This is a genomic window from Fructilactobacillus lindneri DSM 20690 = JCM 11027 (assembly GCF_002907375.1).
Lineage (GTDB): Bacteria > Bacillota > Bacilli > Lactobacillales > Lactobacillaceae > Fructilactobacillus > Fructilactobacillus lindneri.
Map to the genome: position 1 here is coordinate 317,500 of NZ_MIYK01000010.1, position 22,486 is coordinate 339,985.

A 22,486-nucleotide genomic window follows, 5' to 3' on the forward strand; every position below is an offset into this window, starting at 1 on the left:
GCCAATGGTTGATGTTAATAAATTTAAAAGTATGCAGGTTGGCTTAGCTTCACCTGAAACCATTCGTAGTTGGTCTTTTGGAGAAGTTAAAAAACCTGAAACGATTAACTATCGAACTTTAAAACCAGAAAAAGATGGGTTGTTTGACGAAAGAATTTTTGGTCCTACTAAGGATTGGAAATGTGCCTGTGGCAAATACAAAGGTATTCGTTACAAAGGCATTGTGTGTGATCGTTGTGGAGTTGAAGTTACCCGCTCAAAAGTTCGTCGTGAACGAATGGGACACATCGAGTTAGCTGCTCCAGTTACTCATATTTGGTACTACAAAGGAATTCCAAGTCGAATGGGACTTGTCTTGGACATGAGTCCGCGAGCTTTGGAAGAGATTATTTACTTTGCAGCATACGTTGTAACTGATCCAGGGAACACCCCTATGGAAAAGAAACAATTGTTAACAGAACAAGAATACCGTGATAAAAAACGGGAATATGGCAATCGTTTTCACGCTGAAATCGGTGCTGAAGCAATTCGAACTCTGTTAGACGATGTTGACTTAGATAAAGAAGTTAAAGAATTAAAAGAAGAATTAAAAAAAGCTACTGGTCAAAAGAGAACCAGAGCAATCCGTCGTTTGGATATTTTGGAAGCCTTTTTAACTTCTGAAAATAAACTTTCATGGATGGTAATGGACGCAATTCCAGTTATGCCACCTGATCTTCGACCAATGGTACAACTTGAAGGTGGACGTTTTGCTACTTCTGATTTAAATGATTTATATCGTCGAGTAATTAATCGTAATAATCGTTTGAAACGTTTATTAGATTTACATGCTCCCGGTATTATTGTTCAAAATGAAAAACGGATGTTACAAGAAGCAGTTGATGCATTGATTGATAATGGTCGTCGAGGCCGTCCAGTTGCTGGACCAGGTAACCGACCATTGAAATCTCTTTCTCACTTGCTAAAAGGGAAGCAAGGTCGTTTCAGACAAAACTTGCTTGGTAAACGAGTTGATTATTCAGGTCGGTCAGTTATTGATGTTGGTCCATGGTTAAAATTAAGCCAAATGGGGTTACCAGTTTCAATGGCACTAGAATTATTCAAACCTTTTATCATGCACGAATTAGTTAAACGTGGATTAGCATCCAATGTTAAAAATGCTAAGCGAGAAATCGAACGTAAAGATGATGTTGTCTTTGATGTTCTTCCTGATGTTATCAAAGAACACCCTGTTCTTTTAAACCGGGCACCTACCTTGCATAGATTGGGAATTCAAGCTTTTGAACCTGTTTTAGTTAGTGGTAAATCAATGCGTTTGCATCCATTAGTTTGTGCTGCATACAATGCTGATTTTGATGGAGATCAGATGGCTATTCACGTGCCACTTTCTGACAAAGCTCAAGCAGAATCGCGTCTATTGATGGCCGCTGCCGGACATATTTTGGCACCCAAAGATGGGAAGCCGGTTGTGGCTCCTTCGCAGGATATGGTTATTGGTAACTATTACTTAACGATGGAAGAACCCGGTCGTGAAGGTGAAGGGATGATTTTCAATAATCCTGCTGAAGTTGAATTAGCTTACCGTGATGGTTTAGTTCATTGGCACAGTCGAATTGGAATTCCTGCCTCAGCCTTTCCAGACAAAACATTTACTGATGATCAAAAAGACAAAATTATGGTTACCTCAGTTGGTAAAGTGATTTTTAATGGGATCTTGCCAAAGGAATTTACTTACCTAAATGAACCAACTGCTACTAACTTGCATGGTTATGTACCTGACAAGTACTTCTTAAAACCTGGTGAGGATATTCATGAGCACATTAAGAATGCTGAATTAGTTAAACCATTTAAGAAGAGCTTTTTATCAGATATTATTGCCGAAGTTTACAATCAATATAAAGTTACTGAAACATCAGAATTATTGGATCGAATTAAAGATCTTGGTAATGATGAATCAACTAAATCTGGTTTGACAGTTGGAATGTCTGATATTACCGACTTACACGAAAAACCAGAAATTGTAGCTGCTGCTCATAAGAAAGTTGAAACAGTTACTAAACAATTCCGTCGTGGATTAATCACTGATCAAGAACGTTACGAACGAGTTGTAAATGTTTGGAACGATGCCAGAGATGAAATTCAAGATAAACTAATGAAGACTTTTGATCCTGAAAACCCAATTTTCATGATGAGTAATTCTGGAGCTCGTGGTAATATTTCTAACTTTACCCAGCTTGCTGGAATGCGTGGATTGATGGCTTCTCCTGATGGTAAGATTATGGAACTTCCAATTACTTCTAATTTCCGTGAAGGAATGTCAGTTTTGGAAATGTTCATTTCAACCCATGGAGCTCGTAAAGGTATGACTGATACAGCCTTGAAGACTGCCAACTCAGGTTACTTGACTCGTCGTTTAGTTGATGTTTCACAAGATGTTATTGTTCGTGAAAAAGACTGTGAAACTGATCGTGGTTTGACTGTTCGTGCCATTAAAGAGGGTAACGAAATGATTGAACCGCTTTACGATCGAATTCTAGGCAGAAATGCAATGAAGACGGTTAAGAATCCTCAAACTGGTGATGTAATCGTTAAACGTAATCAAATGATTGATGATAAAAAGGCACAACAAATTGTTGATGCTGGGATTGACAGTGTTGAAATTCGTTCTGCCTTCACTTGTAATACTGCTCATGGTGTTTGCGAAATGTGTTATGGTCAAAACTTAGCAACTGGTGATGAAGTTGGTGTTGGTGAAGCAGTTGGAACGGTTGCTGCTCAATCAATTGGTGAACCAGGTACTCAGTTAACATTGCGGACTTTCCATACTGGAGGGGTTGCAAGTAACACCGATATTACTCAGGGACTTCCTCGAGTTCAAGAAATTTTTGAAGCTCGTAATCCTAAAGGTAAATCAACCATTAGTGAAGTTACTGGGGTCGTAGAGTTAATTGAAGAAGATCCTGCTGAAGGGGTTAAAGAAGTTACTATTCAAGGTAAAGCCGATACAAGAAAGTATAAGGTTCCTTTGAATGCTCGGATGAGAGTTGCTGAAGGTGACGAAGTTCGACGTGGTGATGCCTTGAATGAAGGTTCAATTGATCCTAAAGAGTTGCTTAAAATTAGAGATACTCTTTCTACTGAAACTTACTTGTTAACGGCGGTTCAAGAAGTTTACCGTCGTCAGGGTGTGGAAGTTAATGATAAGCATGCTGAAATCATGGTTAGACAAATGCTGCGTAAAGTTCGGGTAATGGATCCCGGCGATACCGATATTTTGCCTGGTACTTTGATTGATATTGATGATTTCAAGGAACGTAATAAAGACGCTGTTATGACGGGTAAAACCCCAGCAACAGCACGTCCAGTGTTACTTGGAATTACCAAAGCTGCTCTTGAAACTAACAGTTTCTTATCAGCAGCATCTTTCCAAGAAACAACTAGAGTTCTTACTGATGCCGCTATTCGTGGTAAAGTAGATCCATTAATTGGTTTGAAGGAAAATGTTATCATTGGTAAATTGTTACCTGCTGGTATTGGGGTTCATGAATATGAAGACATTGAACCAGAAGAAATTGGCAAACCTGCCGGAGAGAGCGTAAAAACTGACTCCGAAGTTGTTGAAGAATCAGATAACGAGAAATCAAGTAAATAAAGTATAATTAAAAAGAACGTTTGCAAATTAATTTGCAAACGTTCTTTTAGTATATAAATTTTTAAAATTAATCATTCATAAAAGTAACTTTGTTATTAGCTAGTGACTTGATTCGAGCAAGAGAATGGACGATAATTCCTTGATCTCGTAAATATTGGGCCCCAGGCTGAAATGATTTTTCAATTACAATTCCTACACCTGTTAAATTAGCATTGGCATTTTTAATAATTTGTAATAAGCCCTTAACTGCTTCACCGTTAGCCAAGAAATCATCAATAATTAGTATATGATCGTCTGAATTAATAAATTTCTTTTCAATGTAAATTTGATTATTAGTTTTCTTGGTATATGAGATAACCTCGGCTGTATAAACATCATCTCGAACCGTTAGTGATTTGCTTTTTCTAGCAAAAACGACTGGGACATTTAATGCTAAGCCCGTCATCATAGCTGGAGCGATTCCAGAAGACTCAACCGTAATAATTTTGGTGATTTTTGCAGTTTGAAATAATTGGGCGAATTCTTTTCCAATTTTATACATTAAATTTGGATCAATTTGATGATTTAAAAATGAATTAACCTTTAAAATATTTCCGGGTAAAACGGTTCCATGTTCCTTAATGGCAGTCTTCAATGCTTCCATGACATCCTCCTAATAATAATTGGCAATATTATTCAATTTTAATTATAATATTACGCTGTTTTAAAGTCCTAGGCAATTAAGCCCCCGCTATTTACTATTAAAGTACCAAAGTATAAAAAAGGAAGAAATGGAATGATTTTTTGTTTTTTAAAGATAGCAAAAAACAGGGCTAGTAATGAAGCAATCAATGTGACATGAATAATAGCGGTAAATCCAAAAACTATGAGTATTAAAATCATTAAATCTATGTCGCCATTACCAAGCATACTGTAGCGACGATTTAAGGCTAACAAAATAAAATATATTATAAAAATAGTTAGTAATTTTAACAAAGATAAATTAGTCACAATAAGTGCAATAATTAATAATGGTAATAACCAATAACTGCTAAACTGAAATGTGAGCAAGTCAAAGGTGCTGATAATTTGTAAAATTATAATAAATATTAATAATAAAATGTTAATGATGTTACAAGGACGAAATTCTAAAAACGCGACTCCCATAGTTAATTCAAAAATAAAAACATAATTAGGGATGTTAGTTAGACAGTTACGGCACTTTCCAAACTGAATTATATAACTAATCATCGGAATGAGTTCGTACCATTTCAAATTTTTTTGACAATTATCGCAATGGGATCGACCACTAATAAAATTAGTTTTATTCAATGATCGACTAACAAATACATTTAAAAACGAACCGATAACGCACCCAAAAACAAACCAATAGAAATTCATTTTGTCACCTCCATCTTAAAATACGTAAAAATGTTATTGACACTTAATTTTAGACGTGTTAGTCTATTCATTGTGCTTATTCAAGTTAAGCGATTTTTTTATCTCTAAAAAAGGTCCGCCTGGATGTGTGGACTTAAAACAATTTTACGAAAGGAGGACTTTTTAGATGCCTACAATTAACCAATTAGTAAGAAAAGGTCGTAAATCTAGAAGTTCTAAATCAAAGTCCCCAGCTCTTGGCTTCGGATATAACAGTTACAAAAAGAAACATACACAAAATGCTTCACCACAAAAACGTGGGGTTGCAACTCGTGTTGGTACTATGACTCCTAAAAAGCCTAACTCAGCATTACGTAAGTATGCTCGTGTTCGTCTTTCAAACTTGTATGAAGTTACTGCATACATTCCAGGAATTGGACATAACTTGCAAGAACATAGTGTTGTTTTAATTCGTGGTGGTCGTGTTAAGGATTTACCTGGAGTTAGATATCATGTTATCCGTGGTGCCTTAGATACTGCCGGTGTTCAAGATCGTCGTCAAGGACGTTCAAAATACGGTACTAAGAGACCAAAAGACAAGAAATAATATAATATTTAATTAGGAGGTCCTTTAAATGCCTAGAAAAGGTAAAGTTCAACAACGTGAAATCCTTCCTGATCCAATCTACAACTCAAAGTTGGTTTCAAAATTAATCAACCACTTGATGTTAGATGGTAAGAGAGGTACTGCATCAGAAATTTTATATGGTGCATTTGATGAAATCAAAGAACAAACTGGTAATGATCCAGTTGAAGTATTTGAAGAAGCTATGAAAAACGTAATGCCTGTACTTGAAGTTAAGGCCCGTCGTGTTGGTGGTTCTAACTACCAAGTTCCTATTGAAGTTCGTCCAGCAAGAAGAACTACATTAGGTTTGCGATGGATGGTTAACTATGCTCGTCTTCGTGGTGAACATACAATGACTGAACGTCTTGCAAAAGAAATCATTGATGCTTCAAACAATACTGGTGCCGCAGTTAAGAAACGCGAAGACACTCATAAAATGGCTGAAGCCAACCGTGCCTTTGCACATTATCGTTGGTAATCAGTTATTCGTTTAAATGTAAATCAAGGGTGGCTAAATTTTTAGCCACTTTTTTAGAATTATTGAATCATAAAAGGAGTTAAAAATGGCTAACAAACGTGCATTTCCGTTAGAAAAAACACGTAATATTGGGATCGTAGCTCATATTGATGCTGGTAAAACTACTACTACTGAACGTGTCCTTTACTATACTGGACGAATTCACAAAATTGGTGAAACCCATGATGGTGCTTCGCAAATGGATTTCATGGATGAAGAAAAAGAACGTGGAATTACTATTCAATCAGCTGCTACTACTGCTGAATGGAAGGGATACCGAGTTAACATTATCGATACTCCAGGACACGTTGATTTTACTGCCGAAGTAGAACGTTCTCTTCGTGTGCTTGATGGTGGTATTGTGGTAATGGATGGTGAAGCAGGGGTTGAACCTCAGACTGAAACAGTTTGGCGTCAATGTTCTGACTTTAACGTTCCTCGAATTGTTTTCATTAATAAGATGGATAAAATGGGAGCAAACTTTGATTGGTCAGTTCAAACCATCAAAGATCGTTTACATGCGAATGCTGTTCCTGTTCAAGTTCCAGTGGGTGCCGAATCTGATTTTGAAGGTGTAATTGACTTAGTTACTATGAAAGCCTACCTTTACGATGAAGATAAAGAAGGGGAAAACTGGGATGTTGTAGATATTCCAGCTGACTATCAAGAAAAAGCTCAACAAGCTCATGATGATATGGTTGAAGCAGTAGCTGATGTTGATGACGAAGTGATGGCTAAATTCCTTGAAGGTGAAGAAATCAGCGAAGAGGATATTAAAGCCGGAATTCGTCGTGCTACTTTAAACTTGCAAATGTTCCCAGTTTACGCTGGTTCAGCTTACAAGAACAAAGGGGTACAAATGATGATGGATGGTGTGATTGATTACTTACCATCACCATTGGAAGTTCGTCCATACATGGCTACGGATCCTGAAGATGAAGATAAGCAAGTAGAAATTCGTGCTGATGATAAGGGTCCTTTTGCTGCTTTAGCCTTTAAGATTATGACTGACCCTTATGTTGGTCGTTTAACCTTTATCCGAGTTTATCGTGGTACTTTAGGTGCTGGTTCATATATTTTGAATGCAACTAAAGACAAACGTGAACGAGTTGGACGTTTAGTTCAAATGCATTCTGATCAACGTCAAGAAATCCCAGAAGTATTTTCTGGTGATATTGCCGCTACAATTGGGTTGAAAAATACTACTACTGGTGATTCTTTAACTGACCCAGACCATCCACTTATCTTAGAATCAATGGAATTCCCTGAACCAGTTATTCAGGTTTCAATTGAACCTAAGACTAAAGCTGATCAAAACAAAATGAATACTGCTTTACAAAAACTTTCTGAAGAAGATCCTACTTTCCAAGCAAATACAGACCCTGAAACTGGTCAAACTATTATTGCCGGAATGGGTGAATTACAATTGAACATCATTATTGAACGAATGAGACGTGAATTTAATGTTGATGCTACGATTGGTGCTCCACAAGTTGCTTATCGTGAAGCCTTCTCAAAACCTGTTAAAGCAGAAGGTAAGTTTGTTCGTCAATCTGGTGGTAAAGGTCAATATGGTGATGTTTATATTGAATTTACGCCAAGTGCAGAAGGCGATGGATTTACTTTTGAAGATGCCATTGTTGGTGGGGTTGTTCCTCGTGAATTTATTCCTTCCGTTGAACAAGGTTTGAAAGAAGCTATGGAAAACGGTGTAATTGCTGGATATCCATTGATTGATATTAAAGCCAAGTTATATGATGGTAGTTATCATGATGTCGATTCTAGTGAAGCAGCCTTTAAAATTGCTGCCTCATTAGCATTGCGTGAAGCTGCTAAAAAAGCGGATCCTAAGATTTTGGAACCAATTATGAAAGTTGATATTCGAGTTCCAGAAGAATACATGGGTGATGTTATGGGACAAGTTACTGCTCGTCGTGGTAATATTGAAGGTATGGAAGCACGTGATGGTGCTGAAGATATTCATGCGATGGTTCCATTGGCAGAAATGTTTGGATATGTTACTGATTTGCGTTCTGCAACTCAAGGACGTGGAACATTCGTAATGTCATTTGATCATTACACTGCTGTTCCTAAGAGTATTCAAGAAGATATTATTAAGAAAAATGGTGGAAACGCTGAATAATTAAAAATTATAAAAAGTCTGTTAATTTCTATTTCAGAAATTGGCAGACTTTTTTATTTATTTAGACTAAAACCCTTGAAACAATGGTAAATATTCGGTATTATATAATAGTGTCTTACTTTGAGGGACTAGTGTGCTCAAAAAAGGCATTAAAATTAGCAATGATGTAGAAGGTTGCGGCACACCCGGCCGCTTTGCCATGGCAAGGTACGTCGGTAATTTCTACGGAGTTAGTCTTATTTTGGAAAATAGACGAAGGAGGGATAACTATGGCAAAAGAAAAAATTCGTATCCGTTTAAAGGCTTACGAACATCGTAGTTTGGATCAAGCTGCTGACAAAATTGTAGCAACTGCACAAAGAACTGGAGCTAACATTTCTGGCCCAATTCCATTGCCAACTGAAAGAACTTTATACACAGTTTTGGCATCACCATTCAAATACAGTAAAGCTCAAGAACAATTCGAAATGCTAACACACAAGCGTTTGATTGACATTTTGAACCCAACCCCTAAAACGGTTGATTCATTAATGAAATTAGACTTACCAAGTAGTGTAGACATCGAGATTAAATTATAATCATTACAAAATATTGGAGGTGTACTCATGACCAAAAAAGGAATCTTAGGTAAAAAGGTCGGAATGACACAAGTTTTTACTGAAAACGGTGAATTAGTTCCAGTTACTGTTGTCGATGTAACCCCAAATGTTGTTTTACAAGTTAAAAACAACGAAACTGACGGTTACGAAGCAATTCAACTTGGATTTGATGACAAACGCTCAGTATTAAGTAACAAACCTGAAGAGGGTCATGTTAAAAAGGCAAATACTACTCCTAAGCGCTTCATTCGTGAAATCAACGATGTTGACTTAGGTGAATACAAAGTTGGAGACGAAGTTAAAGCTGACACATTTGCAGCAGGCGATTTCGTTGATGTAACGGGTACTACTAAAGGTCATGGCTACCAAGGTAACATTAAAAAAGATGGTCAACATAGAGGACCTACTACTCATGGTTCAAGATATCACCGTCGTCCCGGTTCTCTTGGTGTTATTATTAACCGTGTTGTTAAAGGTATGAAATTACCTGGAAGAATGGGTAACAATACTGTTACTATTCAAAACCTTGAAGTTGTTAAGGCTGACACAGAAAACAACGTATTATTAATTAAAGGTAACGTTCCAGGAGCCAACAAAACACTAGTTACAGTTCGTACTGCAGTTAGTGAATCAAGAAAATAGAAAGGAGGAACCGTAAATGACAAGCGTATCATTATACAAACAAGATGGAAGTAAGAACGGTACAGTTGATCTTAATGAAACTATTTTCAACATTGAACCAAATGAAGATGTAGTATTTGACACTGTAGTGATGCAAAGAGCTTCACAACGCCAAGGTACTAATGGAAGCAAGTCCAGAGGACAAGTTAGTGGTGGTGGTAAAAAGCCATGGAGACAAAAAGGTACTGGTCGTGCCCGTCAAGGTTCTATTCGTTCACCTCAATGGGTTGGTGGTGGAGTAGTATTCGGACCAACTTCTCGTTCATACAGCTACCATCTTCCTAAAAAGGTTACTAGATTAGCTGTTAAATCAGTTCTTTCAGAAAAAGTTGCAAATGGTGACTTGATTGTTGTTGATTCAATTGAATTTGACAAACCAAAAACTAAAGAATTTGCTGAATTATTGAAAAATATTGACGCAGCTACTAAGACATTAGTAGTTTTGGAAGATGACAATGAAAATGCTATTCGTTCTGCAAGAAACATTGATAATGTTCAAGTTATCAATGGTAAGAGCGTTAATACACTTGATGTATTAAATAGCAAAAAAGTTGTCATCACCAAGGCTGCTCTTTCTCAAGTAGAGGAGGTGCTCGCATAATGGAAGCACGAGACATTATTTTACGTCCAGTTATCACAGAAGCTTCAACTGATCGTATGGACGACAAAAAGTATACATTTGATGTTGATTTACGAGCAAACAAAAACCAAGTTAAAGATGCTGTTGAAGAAATTTTTGGCGTTAAGGTTGTTAAAGTAAACATCATGAATGTTAGAGGAAAAGAAAAAAGACAAGGTAGATATGTTGGAATGACTAAAAAACGTCGTAAAGCTATCGTTACTTTGTCAGATGATTCAGATGAAATTAAGTTATTCTCTGAAGAATAATATTTGAATAGGAGGGAAATAACGTGGCTTTAAAGAAATATAAACCAACGACTAATGGTCGTCGTAATATGACTAGTATTGATTACAGTGAAATCACTACTAACAAGCCTGAAAAGAGTTTGCTTGCAGTTAACGCTCACACAGCCGGACGTAATAATTCTGGTCGCATGACTGTTCGTCACCGTGGCGGTGGAAACAAACATAAATATCGTATTATCGATTTCAAGCGTAATCATGATGGTGTTCCAGCAACTGTAAAGACACTTGAATATGATCCAAACAGAAGTGCTAACATTGCATTGATTGTATATGCTGATGGATTAAAATCATACATTATTGCTCCTAAAGGATTAAAAGTTGGCGATGTTGTTGAATCAGGAAAAGATGCTGATATCAAACCTGGTAATGCACTTCAGCTTAAAGATATTCCAGTTGGATCAATTATTCATAACATTGAATTGAAACCAGGCAAGGGTGGCCAATTAGCTCGTTCTGCTGGAAACTCAGCTCAATTAATTAGTAATGAAGGAAATGACAAGTATTCACTTGTTAAATTACCTTCCGGTGAAGTTAGAATGGTTCTCTCAGTTTGTCGTGCTACTATCGGTGCTGTAGGTAATGGTGAACATTCACTTATTAACTGGGGTAAAGCAGGTAGAACTCGTTATCGTGGTCAAAGACCTCATGTTCGTGGTTCTGTAATGAATCCTAACGATCACCCACATGGTGGTGGTGAAGGAAAAGCTCCAGTTGGTTACCCATCTCCATTGTCTCCATGGCATAAGAAGACGGTTGGTAAGAAAACTCGTTCTAAGAAAGCACGTTCAAGTAAGTTTATTGTTCGTCGTCGTAAAGGTTCAAAGATGTAATATAACTTACATTTAGATTAACAATTACTTTGAAGAGGAGGTTTTATTAATGAGCCGTAGTTTAAAAAAGGGACCATTTGCTGATAAATCTTTATTAAAGAAAATTGATGCTCAGAAAGATCAAGAAAAAAAGACTGTAATTAAAACATGGTCACGTCGTTCAACTATTTTCCCAAGTTTCATTGGTTATACCATTTCTGTATATAACGGAAGAACTCATGTCCCAGTTTATATTCAAGAAGACATGGTAGGTCACAAACTTGGAGAATTTGCACCAACTCGTACATTCCATGGTCATGGTAATGTAGGTGGCAAAGGTGCCGACAAGCAAACTGTTTAAACAAGGAGGATATCTAATGGCTGAACAAGTTACATCAGCAAAAGCTATTGCCAAAACTGTTCGTATTGCCCCTCGTAAGGTCCGCCTTGTTTTAGATCTTATTAGAGGAAAGAACGTAGCAGAAGCTACTTCTATTTTAGAGTTCACCCCTCGAGGTGCTTCTCCAGTAGTAGAAAAAGTTTTGAAATCAGCTGTAGCAAATGCAGAAAATAATTTTGACCTTGATGGTCAAGACTTAGTTATTAGTGAAGCATACGCAGACGAAGGTCCAACCTTAAAGCGTTTCCGTCCCCGTGCCAAGGGTTCAGCTTCACCAATCAATAAAAGAACAAGTCACATTACAATCGTAGTATCAGAAAAGAAGGAGGGATAGAACATGGGTCAAAAAATTAATCCTAATGGTTTGCGAATTGGCGTTAATCGTGGTTGGCAAGCACAATGGTATGCCAACGATGATAAATTCGCTTCATACTTAAATGAAGATTTGAAGATTCGTGACTACCTCGAAAAACGTTTAGCTGATGCCTCAGTATCAGAAATTGACATTGAACGAGCTGCAAAACGTATTAACATTTCTATTCACACTGCCAAACCTGGAATGGTAATTGGTAAAGGTGGTTCAGAAGTTGAAAGTCTTCGTCAAGAACTAAACAAATTAACTGGACGTCGTGTTCACATTAATATTGTTGAAGTTAAAAAACCAGATCTTGAAGCTGACCTTGTTGGTGATAACATTGCTAAACAACTTGAAGGTCGTGTTGCATTCCGTCGTGCTATGCGTCAAAGCATGAAAGGCGTTATGCGTTCAGGAGCAAAAGGTGTTAAAACTCAATCTTCAGGTCGTTTAAATGGTGCTGATATGGCTCGTGTTGAAAGTTACTCAGAAGGAAGAGTTCCTCTTCATACTTTGAGAGCTGACATTAACTATTCATGGAATGAAGCACATACCACTTATGGTTCAATCGGTGTAAAAACTTGGATTAACCGTGGTGAAGTTTTACCTGACAAACCTGAGGAAAAACGTAAGGGAGGTAAATAAATATGCTTGTACCAAAACGTGTTAAGCATCGTCGTGAACATCGAGGCAAGCTACGTGGACATTCAAAAGGTGGAAACAGTGTAGCCTTTGGTGAATACGGTTTACAAGCCGTTGATTCACATTGGATCTCTAACAGACAAATTGAAGCTTGTCGTATTGCTATTACTCGTTGTATGAAACGTGGTGGTAAAGTTTGGATTAAAATTTTCCCACACAAATCATACACTGAAAAGGGTATTGGTGTTCGTATGGGTAAAGGTAAAGGTAGTCCAGCTGGATGGGTTTCTCCTGTTAAGCGTGGTAAAGTCCTTTTTGAAGTTGGTGGTGTTGATAAAGCAACAGCCATTAAAGCTTTAACTTTGGCTTCAAGCAAGTTGCCTGTTCGTACTAAGATTATTAAACGTGAGGAAGTAGGTGGCGATTCAGATGAAGGCTAAAGAAATTAGTAAGTTGACTACTGACGAGATGCGTGCTAAAGAACAAGATTACAAAAAAGAATTGTTCAATCTTCGTTTTCAATTAGCCACTGGACAATTAGAGAATACTGCTCGTCTAAGAACTGTTCGCAAAACAATTGCTCGTCTAAAAACTGCATTAAGACAAAAAGAATTAAATAAATAAAATACGATAAAAGGGAGGGGTTATTATATGAGCGAAAAACGTAATGAACGTAAGACATATAGAGGCCGTGTTGTTTCTGACAAAATGGATAAAACTATTACTGTTGTAGTAGAAACTACTAAAACGCATCCAACTTACGGGAAACGCATTAAGTATACTAAAAAGTACATGACTCGCGATGAAAACAACGAAGCAAAAGTGAACGATATTGTTGAAATTATGGAAACTAGACCATTATCAAAAAATGTTCATTTTCGTTTAGTTAACATTGTTGAAAAGGCCGTAATTATTTAGTCTTGTTTCATTTTTATCGTATATTTATTTAGTTTAAGAAGGGAGGACACTTACTTATGATCCAACAAGAAAGTCGTTTAAAGGTTGCTGACAACTCTGGTGCTCGTGAACTTTTAACAATTAAAGTTTTAGGTGGTTCAAGAGTTAGATATGCAGGTATTGGTGATACAATTGTTGCTACTGTTAAACAAGCAACACCAGGTGGCGTTGTCAAAAAAGGTGACGTTGTTAAAGCTGTTATTGTAAGAACTAAATCAGCTGCACATAGAACTGATGGTTCATACATTCGTTTCGACGAAAATGCTGCAGTTTTAGTTAATGATGATAAGAGTCCTAAGGGAACCCGTATTTTCGGACCGGTTGCTCGTGAATTACGTAATAATAATTTCATGAAGATCGTTTCATTAGCGCCTGAAGTACTTTAATACTATTGCAAATCAAGGAGGTGCCAGATTAATGTTCTTGAAAACTGGTGACAAAGTTCGTGTTATTGCTGGTAAAGACAAAGGTAAGGATGGAAAAATCATCAAAGCCATTGCTGCTGACAATCGCGTAGTTGTTGAGGGAATCAACAAAGTTAAAAAACATCAAAAAGCTTCACAAGCAAATCCACAAGGTAACGTGTCTGATGTTGAAGCACCAATTAACGCATCAAACGTTATGTTGATTGATCCATCGACTAATGAGCCTACTAGAATTAGTATGGAAGTTAAAGATGGCAAAAAAATTCGTATTTCAAAAAAATCACATAAAGCAATCGATTAAGATTGTTAGTGAAAGGAGGAAACTATTTTCATGTCTACTCGTTTAGAAGAAAGATATAAGAAAGAAATTCTCCCAGCACTAGTAGAGAAATTTGACTATTCATCAATTATGCAAGGACCAAAACTTGATAAAATTGTTTTGAATATGGGTGTTGGTGATGCAGTAACAAACTCTAAAAACTTAGACGAAGCTGTTAATGAATTGACTTTAATTGCTGGTCAAAAACCTCTTGTAACTAAGGCTAAGAAATCTATTGCTACTTTCCGTTTACGTGAAGGTATGCCAATTGGTGCTAAAGTTACTCTTAGAGGTGACAAAATGTATGACTTTTTGGACAAATTAATTAATGTTTCATTGCCACGAGTTCGAGATTTCCATGGTGTTCCAAATCGTTCATTTGACGGTCGTGGAAACTACACTCTTGGTATTAAAGAACAATTGATTTTCCCAGAAATTAGTTACGATGATGTGAACCGTGTTAGAGGGTTGGATATCGTATTGGTAACAACTGCTAAAACGGATGAAGAAGGACACGAATTATTAAAACAATTCGGTATGCCATTCGCTAAATAGGAGGTTTTATATTGGCTAAGAAATCAATGATTGAAAAAAGCAAACGTCCAGCTAAGTTTTCTACACAAGCATATACTCGCTGCGAACGTTGTGGTCGACCTCGTGCGGTTTACCAAAAGTTCCACTTATGCCGAATTTGCTTGAGACAACTTGCTCATAAAGGTCAAATTCCAGGCATGAAAAAAGCTAGTTGGTAGAATAAATAAACTTAAAGGGAGGTTTCACGTTTATGGCAATGACAGATCCGATTGCAGACTTTTTAACTAGAATTCGTAACGCCAACATGGCTCGTCACAATTCAGTTGATGTTCCTGCATCAAAAATGAAACGCAATATTGCTGAAATTTTAAAACGCGAAGGTTTTGTAAGTCGTGTTGAATACATTGAAGATGACAAACAAGGCGTTATTCGTGTTTATCTTAAATATGGTAAAAATGATCAACGTGTAATTTCAGGATTGAAACGAATTTCAAAACCTGGATTACGTTCATACGTTAAATCAGATGATGTTCCTAAGGTACTTAATGGATTAGGAATTGCAATCATCTCAACATCAAATGGTGTTATTACTGATAAAGAAGCTCGTGACAAACAAGTCGGCGGAGAAGTATTAGCATACGTTTGGTAAAATTTATAATGAAATGGAGGTGTCTATTAAATGAGTAGAATTGGTTATAAAACGGTAGTTATTCCTGAAGGCGTAACAATTGAACGTAAAGATGATCAAGTTACAGTTAAGGGTCCTAAGGGTGAATTAACTGAAGCTTTTGCTCCAACTGTAGAAATGAAAGTTGATGGCAACGAAGTTAACTTTGAACCAACAGGTAAGTACGATAACAAAATGCGTGCCATGCATGGTACTCAACGTGCTAACTTTGCTAACATGGTTGAAGGTGTTACCGATGGTTTTGCCAAAACTTTAAAATTAGTTGGTGTTGGATACCGTACCCAATTAAAGGGAAAGACATTAACTTTAAATGTTGGTTACTCTAACCCAGTTGAAGTTCCAGTTCCTGAAGATATTGAAGTTAAAGTTCCAGATAACACTACAACTGAAATTAGTGGAATCAACAAGCAACATGTTGGTGATTTTGCTGCTAAAGTTCGTGCAATTCGTTCACCAGAACCTTACAAAGGTAAAGGTATTCGTTATGCTGAAGAACATATTACTCTTAAAGAAGGTAAAACTGGTAAGTAGTAATAATTAAAGAATAATATAGAGGTGACTATTTTGATTACAAAACCAAGCAAAAACAAAACACGTCAAGTAAGACATACACGTGTTCGTACTAAAATTGCTGGTACTGCTGAGTGCCCACGTTTAGACGTATTTCGTTCTAACAAAAACATCTACGCTCAAGTTATTGATGACGTAGCGGGTGTAACGCTAGCTAGTGCCTCAACTCTTGATAAAGAAGTAACTGGTGATAACAAATCTGAAAAAGCTGCTAGTGTTGGTAAACTAGTCGCAAAACGTGCTAATGACAACAAAATTAAAAAAGTTGTTTTTGATCGTGGAGGATACTTATACCATGGACGTGTTAAAGCACTTGCAGACGCTGCACGTGAAAATGGATTAGAATTTTAATAAAAGGAGGAATTTACTTACATGGCTAAATATATTGATCCTGACAAATTGGATTTAGATGATAACGTTGTTGCCATTAACCGAATTACTAAAGTTGTTAAAGGTGGACGTAGATTACGTTTTGCCGCTTTAGCAGTTGTTGGTGATAAAAACGGTCACGTTGGCTTTGGTACTGGTAAAGCTCAAGAAGTTCCAGAAGCAATTCGTAAAGCAGTTGAAGCTGCTAAAAAGAACTTGATTGAGGTTCCAATCGTTGGAACAACTATTCCTCACGAAATAGTTGGTGTTTACGGCGGTGGTAAGATTATGTTGAAACCTGCTGAAGAAGGTTCTGGAGTTGCAGCCGGTGGTGCTGTTCGTTCTGTCATGGAATTAGCTGGTATCAGTGATGTTACTAGTAAACGTCTTGGTTCAGACACAGCAATCAACGTAATTCGTGCAACTTTCGAAGGTCTTAAAGGCCTCAAAAATGCTAATGAAGTTTCAGAACTTCGTGGTGTTTCTGTTGATCATTTAGCTGAATAAGGAGGATTATCAGATGGCTCAATTAAAGATTACTTTAGTTCATAGCGCTGCTCATCGTCTTCCTAAACAACGTAAGATTGTGGAAGCTTTAGGTTTAGGTCGTATTAATAGTAGTGTTATTCGACCTGACAATGCAGCAACTCGTGGTGCAATCTTCAAAGTTGCTCATTTAGTTGATGTTGAACAAATTAAAGATTAATTATTTTAAAGTAAGAGGAGGTGCAATTTTTATGAAGTTACACGAATTAAAGTTTGCTGAAGGTTCACGTGGTGAAAGAACTAGAAAAGGTCGTGGACGTTCAAGTAAAGGTAAGACTTCTGGCCGTGGTCAAAAAGGTCAAAAGGCTCGTGGTAAAACACGTTTAGGTTTTGAAGGTGGACAAATGCCTTTGTACCGTCGAATTCCAAAACGTGGATTTACTAACATTCATCGTAAAGATATTGTGATTGTTAATGTTAACGAACTTAATAGTTTTGATAACGGTGCTGAAGTTACACCAGAAGTATTAATTGAAACTGGAATTATTAAGAATGCCAAAGATGGTGTTAAAATCCTAGGTGAAGGTAAACTTGAAAAGAAATTAAATGTAAAAGCAAACAAGTTTTCTGAAAGTGCAAAAAAAGCTATTGAAGATGCCGGCGGTAAAGCTGAGGTGATTTAATGTTATCAACCTTAAAAAGTGCCTTCGAAGACAAAAATATTCGCAAAAAGATTTTGTTTACTCTTTTTGTATTAGCAATATTTCGATTAGGAGCTTATATCACAGTTCCTGGAGTAAATGCTAAGGCTCTTCAAGAAGTAGCTTCTTCTGGGTTAGTTAATGTTTTAAATATGTTTAGTGGTGGAGGATTAACTAATTACTCCATTTTTGCCATGGGGGTTTCTCCTTATATTACTGCTCAAATTGTAGTTCAACTTTTACAAATGGATATTGTTCCAAAGTTTGTTGAGTGGGGTAAGCAAGGTGAAGTCGGGCGATTAAAGTTAGATAAAGTTACTCGAAGACTTACAATTGTTTTAGCTTTTTGTCAGTCAATTGGGATTACAGCAGGATTTAATGCCTTAAGTAGTTTGCATTTGGTTGAAAATCCAAGTATTGGAACGTATATAAGCATTGGTTTGATTTTAACTGCTGGAACTATGTTAACAACTTGGATGGGTGACATGATTACTGATAAAGGAATTGGTCAAGGAATTTCAATGATCATTTTTGCTGGGATTGTAGCTAATATTCCAACCGGGTTTGAAAGTGTTTACCGTGAATATGTTCAAGGTACACCAATGAGTGATATGTGGCGACCTGCTTTATTTATTGCAATTTTGATTATTGCTATTTTAGTAGTTGTTACTTTTGTTACTTGGGTTCAACAAGCTGAGAGAAGAATTCCAATTCAGTATACTAGAAGAGCTGCTGGATCTGCCAAATCAAGTTATCTTCCTTTGAAAGTTAACGTTGCTGGTGTTATTCCAGTTATTTTCGCTAGTGCTTTTATTTCTACTCCACAGACGATTTTAATGTTTTTTACTAGAAATTATGGTGGAGCTGGTTGGTTTAAGTTTTTAACACAATTATTTAATATGCAAACTCCAATGGGAGCTACATTTTATACTGTTTTAATTGTTGTCTTTACATTCTTTTATGCTTTTGTTCAAGTTAATCCTGAAAAGTTAGCTGAAAATTTGCAAAAGCAAGGTAGTTATATTCCTGGTGTATGGCCTGGGCATGAAACCCAACTTTATATTTCTCGTCTTTTGATGAGATTAAGTACAGTTGGTGCATTGTTTTTAGGAATCGTTTCTTTGATTCCATTAGTTGCACAAAATGTTTGGAATTTAAATAGTTCTATTGGACTAGGCGGAACTAACTTATTGATTATAGTTGGAGTTGCTATTGAAACCATGCAACAAATTAAGGGATTAACTATGAGACAAGAATATACTGGTTTTATTCAAAACGATCCTAAAGGCAATTAGTAATGGAGGACAAATAAATGTCAATGAATTTATTGTTAATGGGTCTTCCAGGTGCCGGTAAAGGAACTCAAGCTGAATTTATAGTTGAAAAATATCAAATTCCACATATTTCTACCGGTGATATTTTTAGAGCAGCTATAAAAGGAAAGACGCCATTAGGTATTGAAGCACAAAAGTATATTGATAAAGGTGAATTAGTTCCAGACGAAGTCACCTGTAAAATTGTTGCAGAACGGCTAAAACAAAATGACACTAAAAATGGTTATCTGTTGGATGGATTTCCACGAGATTTAGATCAAGCAAAAAGTCTTGAAGAAATTACTGATAAACTTGATAAAAAGTTAGATGCTGTAATTAACATTGATGTTGATCCCGACACCTTAGTTCAACGTTTATCTGGTCGTTTTATTTGTAAGAACTGTGGTGCTACTTATCATAAATTGTACAAAAAACCTAAAGTCGAAGGTACGTGTGATGTTTGTGGTGGACACGTATTTTATCAACGAAGCGATGACAAACCTGAAACTGTAGAAAATCGATTGAAAGTAAATATTAAAATGAATACTCCATTAATTGATTTTTATAAAAAACTCAATTTATTGCATACAGTAAATGGTAATCAAGACATTGCAAATGTTACTGAAGATATTAATAAAATTCTTACTAATTTAAACTAATTTTTAGTTAGTTGATTGTGGAATTGAAAAGTATGTGCTATATTTAAGTTTGCTATAATATTTAATAAATATTGAATTAATCATTAATTTTGGAGGACTATTTTGTCTAAAGATAATGTAATTGAAATCGAAGGAAAGATTACTGAAACCTTACCTAATGCAATGTTCAAAGTTGAATTAGAAAATGGTCACGTTATTTTGGCTCATGTTTCTGGTAAAATTAGAATGCATTACATTAAGATACTTCCAGGAGATCGTGTAACTGTTGAAATGTCACCATATGATTTAACTAAAGGCAGAATTACTTATAGATTTAAGTGATGTCTTTTATTTAGGAGGTTTATAATATGAAAGTGAGACCATCAGTAAAAAAGATGTGTGAACATTGTAAAATCATCAAAAGAAAAGGTCGTGTGATGGTAATTTGTTCCGCAAATCCAAAACACAAACAAAGACAAGGAAAATAATTAATATAACAGGAGGTGGACATTAATGGCTCGTATCGCCGGAGTAGATTTACCACGTAACAAACGAATTGTAATTGCATTAACATATATCTATGGTGTTGGTGAAACAACTGCCCAAGAAGTATTAAAAGAAGCTGGTGTTTCTGAAGACGTTCGTACTCAAAACTTAACTCCTGATCAAGAAGATAAGATTAGAGCTGCTCTTGACTCATTCACTATTGAAGGTGACTTGCGTCGTGAAGTTAGTATGAATATTAAGAGACTTTCAGAAATTGGTTCTTACCGTGGCATGCGTCATCGTCGTGGCTTACCTTCTAGAGGTCAACACACTAAAAACAACGCTCGTACCAGAAAAGGTAAGAGAACCAAGAAATAATAATTAAAAAAGGAGGTTATCAATTCATATGGTAAAGACTAAAAATACTCGTAAACGTAAAGCAAGAAAACATGTTGAATCCGGTGTTGCTCACATCCATTCAACTTTTAACAATACATTGGTTATGATTACTGATATTCAAGGGAATGCAATTGCATGGTCATCTGCTGGTGCTTTAGGTTTCCGTGGAAGTCGTAAGTCAACGCCATTTGCTGCACAAATGGCCGCTGAAGCAGCTGCTAAGTCAGCAATGGAACATGGTATGAAATCAGTTGAAGTTGCTGTTAAGGGACCAGGTTCTGGACGTGAATCTGCAATCCGTGCTTTACAAACTACTGGTTTGGAAGTTGCAGCAATTCGCGATGTTACCCCAGTTCCTCATAATGGTTGTCGTCCTCCAAAACGTCGTAGAGTTTAATTTTTAATGAAAGTTAATTTTGTAAAAGACTCAACGCGGTTTGAAAGGGGTAGAAATTAGAATGATTGAATTTGAAAAGCCTAACATTCATAAAATTGAAGAAACAAATAACTATGGTGAAGTAGTTGTAGAACCATTAGAACGTGGATATGGGACAACCCTTGGTAATTCTTTAAGACGTATTTTGCTGGCTTCATTACCTGGTGCTGCCATAACCAGTGTTCAAATTGATGGTGTTTTGCATGAATTTTCAACTGTTAAAGGTGTTACAGAAGATGTTACTAAGATTATTTTAAACTTGAAGAAAATCAAGTTAAAGATTGAATCTGATGATAATGATCTCCATACTATGAGTATTAATGTAACCGGGCCTGCAGACGTGACAGCTGGTGACATCGTTACTGATAGCGATACAACCATTTTGAATCCTGATTTGCATATTGCAACTGTTGCTGAAGGTGCCACTTTACACATGACTATGACTGCTAACAAAGGTCGTGGATATGTATCAGCTGAAGAAAACAAAGCTAGAAACGATGATATGCCAATTGGTGTATTACCAGTCGATTCTATTTATACCCCAATCGAACGTGTTAACTACCAAGTGGAAGATACACGTGTTGGACAACGTGATGATTTTGATAAATTGACTTTGGATGTTTGGACTGATGGTTCAATTACTCCTTCTGATTCTATTAGTTTAGCTGCTAAGATTTTAAGTCAACATCTTGATATGTTTGTTGGCTTAACTGATCGAGCTCAAAAAGCTAACGTAATGGTTGAAAAAGAAGAAAGCCATAAAGAAAAAATGCTTGAAATGTCAATTGAAGAATTAGATCTTTCAGTTCGTTCATATAATTGTTTGAAACGTGCTGGAATTAACACTGTTCAAGAATTAACAGATAAATCCATGGCTGATATGATGAAGGTTAGAAATCTTGGTCGTAAGTCCCTTGAAGAAATTGAACAAAAAATTGAAGCTCTTGGATTATCTTTTCGTAAAGAAGATTAAATAAAAAGGAGGATACCAACTTATGAGTTATCGTAAATTTGGTCGTGAAAAAGGACCACGTCGTGCCATGCTTCGTAATTTAACTACTGACTTAATTGTTAATGGAAGAATTAAAACTACAGAAGCAAAAGCTAAAGATGTAAGATCTTCTGCTGAAAAAATGGTTACTTTAGGTAAACGTGGGGACTTAAATGCTCGTCGTCAAGCAGCTGCATATTTACAAAATATGATTGCAGATGTTAAAGAAGATGGTGATGACATTAAAGTAACATCTGCTTTGCAAAAATTATTTGATGAAATTGCTCCTAAATATAAGGATCGTAATGGTGGGTACACTCGGATTCTTAAAACCATTCCTCGTCGTGGAGACGGTGCACAAATGGTAATTTTAGAATTTGTTTAATTAATAAATTCTAAGATAATTTAATATTTCACTGAATCACTAAGATTAAGGTATAAAGCGTTACGATGATGGATTTC

The 22,486-nt window shown here is 36.3% G+C and carries 35 protein-coding genes; 33 read left to right on the top strand and 2 right to left on the bottom strand.

Annotated features, from left to right (window positions below; all coding sequences use genetic code 11):
• Window positions 1-4 precede the first annotated feature (4 nt).
• Window positions 5-3,652 carry a DNA-directed RNA polymerase subunit beta' gene (gene rpoC, locus BHU33_RS04435; protein WP_056997691.1) on the top strand — a complete coding sequence of 1,216 codons (3,648 nt, stop codon included), beginning with the start codon at window positions 5-7 and terminating at the stop codon, window positions 3,650-3,652.
• A 67-nt stretch (window positions 3,653-3,719) separates the two neighbouring features.
• On the opposite strand, the gene BHU33_RS04440 is transcribed toward rpoC, so the two are convergent.
• A complete protein-coding gene (locus BHU33_RS04440) occupies window positions 3,720-4,295 on the bottom strand; it encodes a xanthine phosphoribosyltransferase (RefSeq protein ID WP_056997690.1) in 576 nt (191 codons plus the stop codon).
• A gap of 68 nt (window positions 4,296-4,363) precedes the next feature.
• Window positions 4,364-5,032: a prepilin peptidase gene (locus BHU33_RS04445; protein WP_054645870.1), complete on the bottom strand. Its 669-nt coding sequence runs from the start codon at window positions 5,030-5,032 to the stop codon at window positions 4,364-4,366.
• Window positions 5,033-5,198: 166 nt separating this feature from the next.
• On the opposite strand from BHU33_RS04445, the gene rpsL reads away from it, so the two are divergent.
• The 32 genes from rpsL to rplQ all read left to right on the top strand — a co-directional run bounded on the left by rpsL (window position 5,199) and on the right by rplQ (window position 22,409).
• The gene (gene rpsL, locus BHU33_RS04450) at window positions 5,199-5,618 is read left to right on the top strand and encodes a 30S ribosomal protein S12 (protein WP_054645869.1); all 420 of its coding nucleotides are present in this window, start codon (window positions 5,199-5,201) and stop codon (window positions 5,616-5,618) included.
• A gap of 28 nt (window positions 5,619-5,646) precedes the next feature.
• Complete coding sequence (gene rpsG / locus BHU33_RS04455) at window positions 5,647-6,117, top strand: 30S ribosomal protein S7 (RefSeq protein ID WP_054645868.1); 471 nt, start codon at window positions 5,647-5,649, stop codon at window positions 6,115-6,117.
• An 85-nt stretch (window positions 6,118-6,202) separates the two neighbouring features.
• On the top strand, window positions 6,203-8,299 hold the full coding sequence (fusA, locus tag BHU33_RS04460; RefSeq protein WP_054645867.1) for an elongation factor G: 2,097 nt from the start codon (window positions 6,203-6,205) through the stop codon (window positions 8,297-8,299).
• Window positions 8,300-8,568: 269 nt separating this feature from the next.
• Window positions 8,569-8,877 carry a 30S ribosomal protein S10 gene (rpsJ, locus tag BHU33_RS04465; RefSeq protein WP_054645866.1) on the top strand — a complete coding sequence of 103 codons (309 nt, stop codon included), beginning with the start codon at window positions 8,569-8,571 and terminating at the stop codon, window positions 8,875-8,877.
• 27 nt (window positions 8,878-8,904) lie between these two features.
• Window positions 8,905-9,540, top strand: coding sequence for a 50S ribosomal protein L3 (rplC, locus tag BHU33_RS04470; RefSeq protein WP_054645865.1), 636 nt, complete (start codon window positions 8,905-8,907; stop codon window positions 9,538-9,540).
• 16 nt (window positions 9,541-9,556) lie between these two features.
• Entirely contained in the window at window positions 9,557-10,180 is a 624-nt protein-coding gene (rplD, locus tag BHU33_RS04475) for a 50S ribosomal protein L4 (RefSeq protein WP_054645864.1), read from the top strand.
• Window positions 10,180-10,467, top strand: coding sequence for a 50S ribosomal protein L23 (gene rplW, locus BHU33_RS04480; RefSeq protein WP_054645863.1), 288 nt, complete (start codon window positions 10,180-10,182; stop codon window positions 10,465-10,467). The genes rplD and rplW overlap by 1 nt, the downstream gene beginning before the upstream one ends.
• Window positions 10,468-10,490: 23 nt before the next feature.
• Window positions 10,491-11,336: a 50S ribosomal protein L2 gene (gene rplB / locus BHU33_RS04485; RefSeq protein WP_054645862.1), complete on the top strand. Its 846-nt coding sequence runs from the start codon at window positions 10,491-10,493 to the stop codon at window positions 11,334-11,336.
• 49 nt (window positions 11,337-11,385) lie between these two features.
• Window positions 11,386-11,676, top strand: a complete 291-nt coding sequence (gene rpsS, locus BHU33_RS04490) for a 30S ribosomal protein S19 (protein WP_054645861.1) — start codon at window positions 11,386-11,388, stop codon at window positions 11,674-11,676.
• Window positions 11,677-11,692: 16 nt separating this feature from the next.
• Window positions 11,693-12,049 carry a 50S ribosomal protein L22 gene (rplV, locus tag BHU33_RS04495; RefSeq protein WP_054645860.1) on the top strand — a complete coding sequence of 119 codons (357 nt, stop codon included), beginning with the start codon at window positions 11,693-11,695 and terminating at the stop codon, window positions 12,047-12,049.
• A gap of 3 nt (window positions 12,050-12,052) precedes the next feature.
• Window positions 12,053-12,715: a 30S ribosomal protein S3 gene (gene rpsC, locus BHU33_RS04500; protein WP_054645859.1), complete on the top strand. Its 663-nt coding sequence runs from the start codon at window positions 12,053-12,055 to the stop codon at window positions 12,713-12,715.
• A gap of 2 nt (window positions 12,716-12,717) precedes the next feature.
• Window positions 12,718-13,152: a 50S ribosomal protein L16 gene (gene rplP / locus BHU33_RS04505; protein ID WP_054645858.1), complete on the top strand. Its 435-nt coding sequence runs from the start codon at window positions 12,718-12,720 to the stop codon at window positions 13,150-13,152.
• Complete coding sequence (rpmC, locus tag BHU33_RS04510; protein ID WP_054645857.1) at window positions 13,142-13,336, top strand: 50S ribosomal protein L29; 195 nt, start codon at window positions 13,142-13,144, stop codon at window positions 13,334-13,336. Before rplP ends, rpmC begins: the two co-directional genes overlap by 11 nt.
• Before the next feature lie 27 nt (window positions 13,337-13,363).
• Window positions 13,364-13,630: a 30S ribosomal protein S17 gene (gene rpsQ / locus BHU33_RS04515; protein ID WP_054645856.1), complete on the top strand. Its 267-nt coding sequence runs from the start codon at window positions 13,364-13,366 to the stop codon at window positions 13,628-13,630.
• Between the two features lie 56 nt (window positions 13,631-13,686).
• Window positions 13,687-14,055, top strand: a complete 369-nt coding sequence (gene rplN, locus BHU33_RS04520) for a 50S ribosomal protein L14 (RefSeq protein WP_054645855.1) — start codon at window positions 13,687-13,689, stop codon at window positions 14,053-14,055.
• 31 nt (window positions 14,056-14,086) lie between these two features.
• The gene (rplX, locus tag BHU33_RS04525; RefSeq protein ID WP_054645854.1) at window positions 14,087-14,395 is read left to right on the top strand and encodes a 50S ribosomal protein L24; all 309 of its coding nucleotides are present in this window, start codon (window positions 14,087-14,089) and stop codon (window positions 14,393-14,395) included.
• A gap of 30 nt (window positions 14,396-14,425) precedes the next feature.
• The gene (gene rplE / locus BHU33_RS04530) at window positions 14,426-14,968 is read left to right on the top strand and encodes a 50S ribosomal protein L5 (RefSeq protein WP_054645853.1); all 543 of its coding nucleotides are present in this window, start codon (window positions 14,426-14,428) and stop codon (window positions 14,966-14,968) included.
• A gap of 11 nt (window positions 14,969-14,979) precedes the next feature.
• Entirely contained in the window at window positions 14,980-15,165 is a 186-nt protein-coding gene (locus BHU33_RS04535) for a type Z 30S ribosomal protein S14 (protein ID WP_054645852.1), read from the top strand.
• A 32-nt stretch (window positions 15,166-15,197) separates the two neighbouring features.
• A complete protein-coding gene (gene rpsH, locus BHU33_RS04540) occupies window positions 15,198-15,596 on the top strand; it encodes a 30S ribosomal protein S8 (protein WP_054645851.1) in 399 nt (132 codons plus the stop codon).
• A 30-nt stretch (window positions 15,597-15,626) separates the two neighbouring features.
• On the top strand, window positions 15,627-16,166 hold the full coding sequence (gene rplF / locus BHU33_RS04545) for a 50S ribosomal protein L6 (protein WP_054645850.1): 540 nt from the start codon (window positions 15,627-15,629) through the stop codon (window positions 16,164-16,166).
• A gap of 33 nt (window positions 16,167-16,199) precedes the next feature.
• A complete protein-coding gene (rplR, locus tag BHU33_RS04550) occupies window positions 16,200-16,556 on the top strand; it encodes a 50S ribosomal protein L18 (RefSeq protein WP_054645849.1) in 357 nt (118 codons plus the stop codon).
• 21 nt (window positions 16,557-16,577) lie between these two features.
• Window positions 16,578-17,081 (top strand): 30S ribosomal protein S5, encoded by a 504-nt coding sequence (gene rpsE, locus BHU33_RS04555; RefSeq protein WP_054645848.1) that lies wholly within the window; start codon window positions 16,578-16,580, stop codon window positions 17,079-17,081.
• Between the two features lie 13 nt (window positions 17,082-17,094).
• Complete coding sequence (gene rpmD, locus BHU33_RS04560) at window positions 17,095-17,280, top strand: 50S ribosomal protein L30 (protein ID WP_054645847.1); 186 nt, start codon at window positions 17,095-17,097, stop codon at window positions 17,278-17,280.
• A gap of 31 nt (window positions 17,281-17,311) precedes the next feature.
• Window positions 17,312-17,743: a 50S ribosomal protein L15 gene (gene rplO, locus BHU33_RS04565; RefSeq protein ID WP_054645846.1), complete on the top strand. Its 432-nt coding sequence runs from the start codon at window positions 17,312-17,314 to the stop codon at window positions 17,741-17,743.
• Window positions 17,743-19,056 (top strand): preprotein translocase subunit SecY, encoded by a 1,314-nt coding sequence (secY, locus tag BHU33_RS04570; RefSeq protein ID WP_054645845.1) that lies wholly within the window; start codon window positions 17,743-17,745, stop codon window positions 19,054-19,056. The genes rplO and secY overlap by 1 nt, the downstream gene beginning before the upstream one ends.
• 23 nt (window positions 19,057-19,079) lie before the next feature.
• Window positions 19,080-19,733, top strand: a complete 654-nt coding sequence (locus BHU33_RS04575) for an adenylate kinase (protein WP_318529185.1) — start codon at window positions 19,080-19,082, stop codon at window positions 19,731-19,733.
• 102 nt (window positions 19,734-19,835) lie between these two features.
• Window positions 19,836-20,054, top strand: a complete 219-nt coding sequence (gene infA, locus BHU33_RS04580) for a translation initiation factor IF-1 (protein ID WP_054645843.1) — start codon at window positions 19,836-19,838, stop codon at window positions 20,052-20,054.
• Between the two features lie 26 nt (window positions 20,055-20,080).
• The gene (gene rpmJ / locus BHU33_RS04585) at window positions 20,081-20,200 is read left to right on the top strand and encodes a 50S ribosomal protein L36 (protein ID WP_054645842.1); all 120 of its coding nucleotides are present in this window, start codon (window positions 20,081-20,083) and stop codon (window positions 20,198-20,200) included.
• Between the two features lie 25 nt (window positions 20,201-20,225).
• Entirely contained in the window at window positions 20,226-20,576 is a 351-nt protein-coding gene (rpsM, locus tag BHU33_RS04590) for a 30S ribosomal protein S13 (RefSeq protein ID WP_054645841.1), read from the top strand.
• A gap of 28 nt (window positions 20,577-20,604) precedes the next feature.
• On the top strand, window positions 20,605-20,994 hold the full coding sequence (gene rpsK, locus BHU33_RS04595; RefSeq protein WP_054645840.1) for a 30S ribosomal protein S11: 390 nt from the start codon (window positions 20,605-20,607) through the stop codon (window positions 20,992-20,994).
• 61 nt (window positions 20,995-21,055) lie between these two features.
• Window positions 21,056-22,006 (top strand): DNA-directed RNA polymerase subunit alpha, encoded by a 951-nt coding sequence (locus BHU33_RS04600; RefSeq protein ID WP_054645839.1) that lies wholly within the window; start codon window positions 21,056-21,058, stop codon window positions 22,004-22,006.
• Between the two features lie 22 nt (window positions 22,007-22,028).
• A complete protein-coding gene (gene rplQ, locus BHU33_RS04605; RefSeq protein ID WP_054645838.1) occupies window positions 22,029-22,409 on the top strand; it encodes a 50S ribosomal protein L17 in 381 nt (126 codons plus the stop codon).
• The last annotated feature ends 77 nt before the right edge of the window (window positions 22,410-22,486 follow it).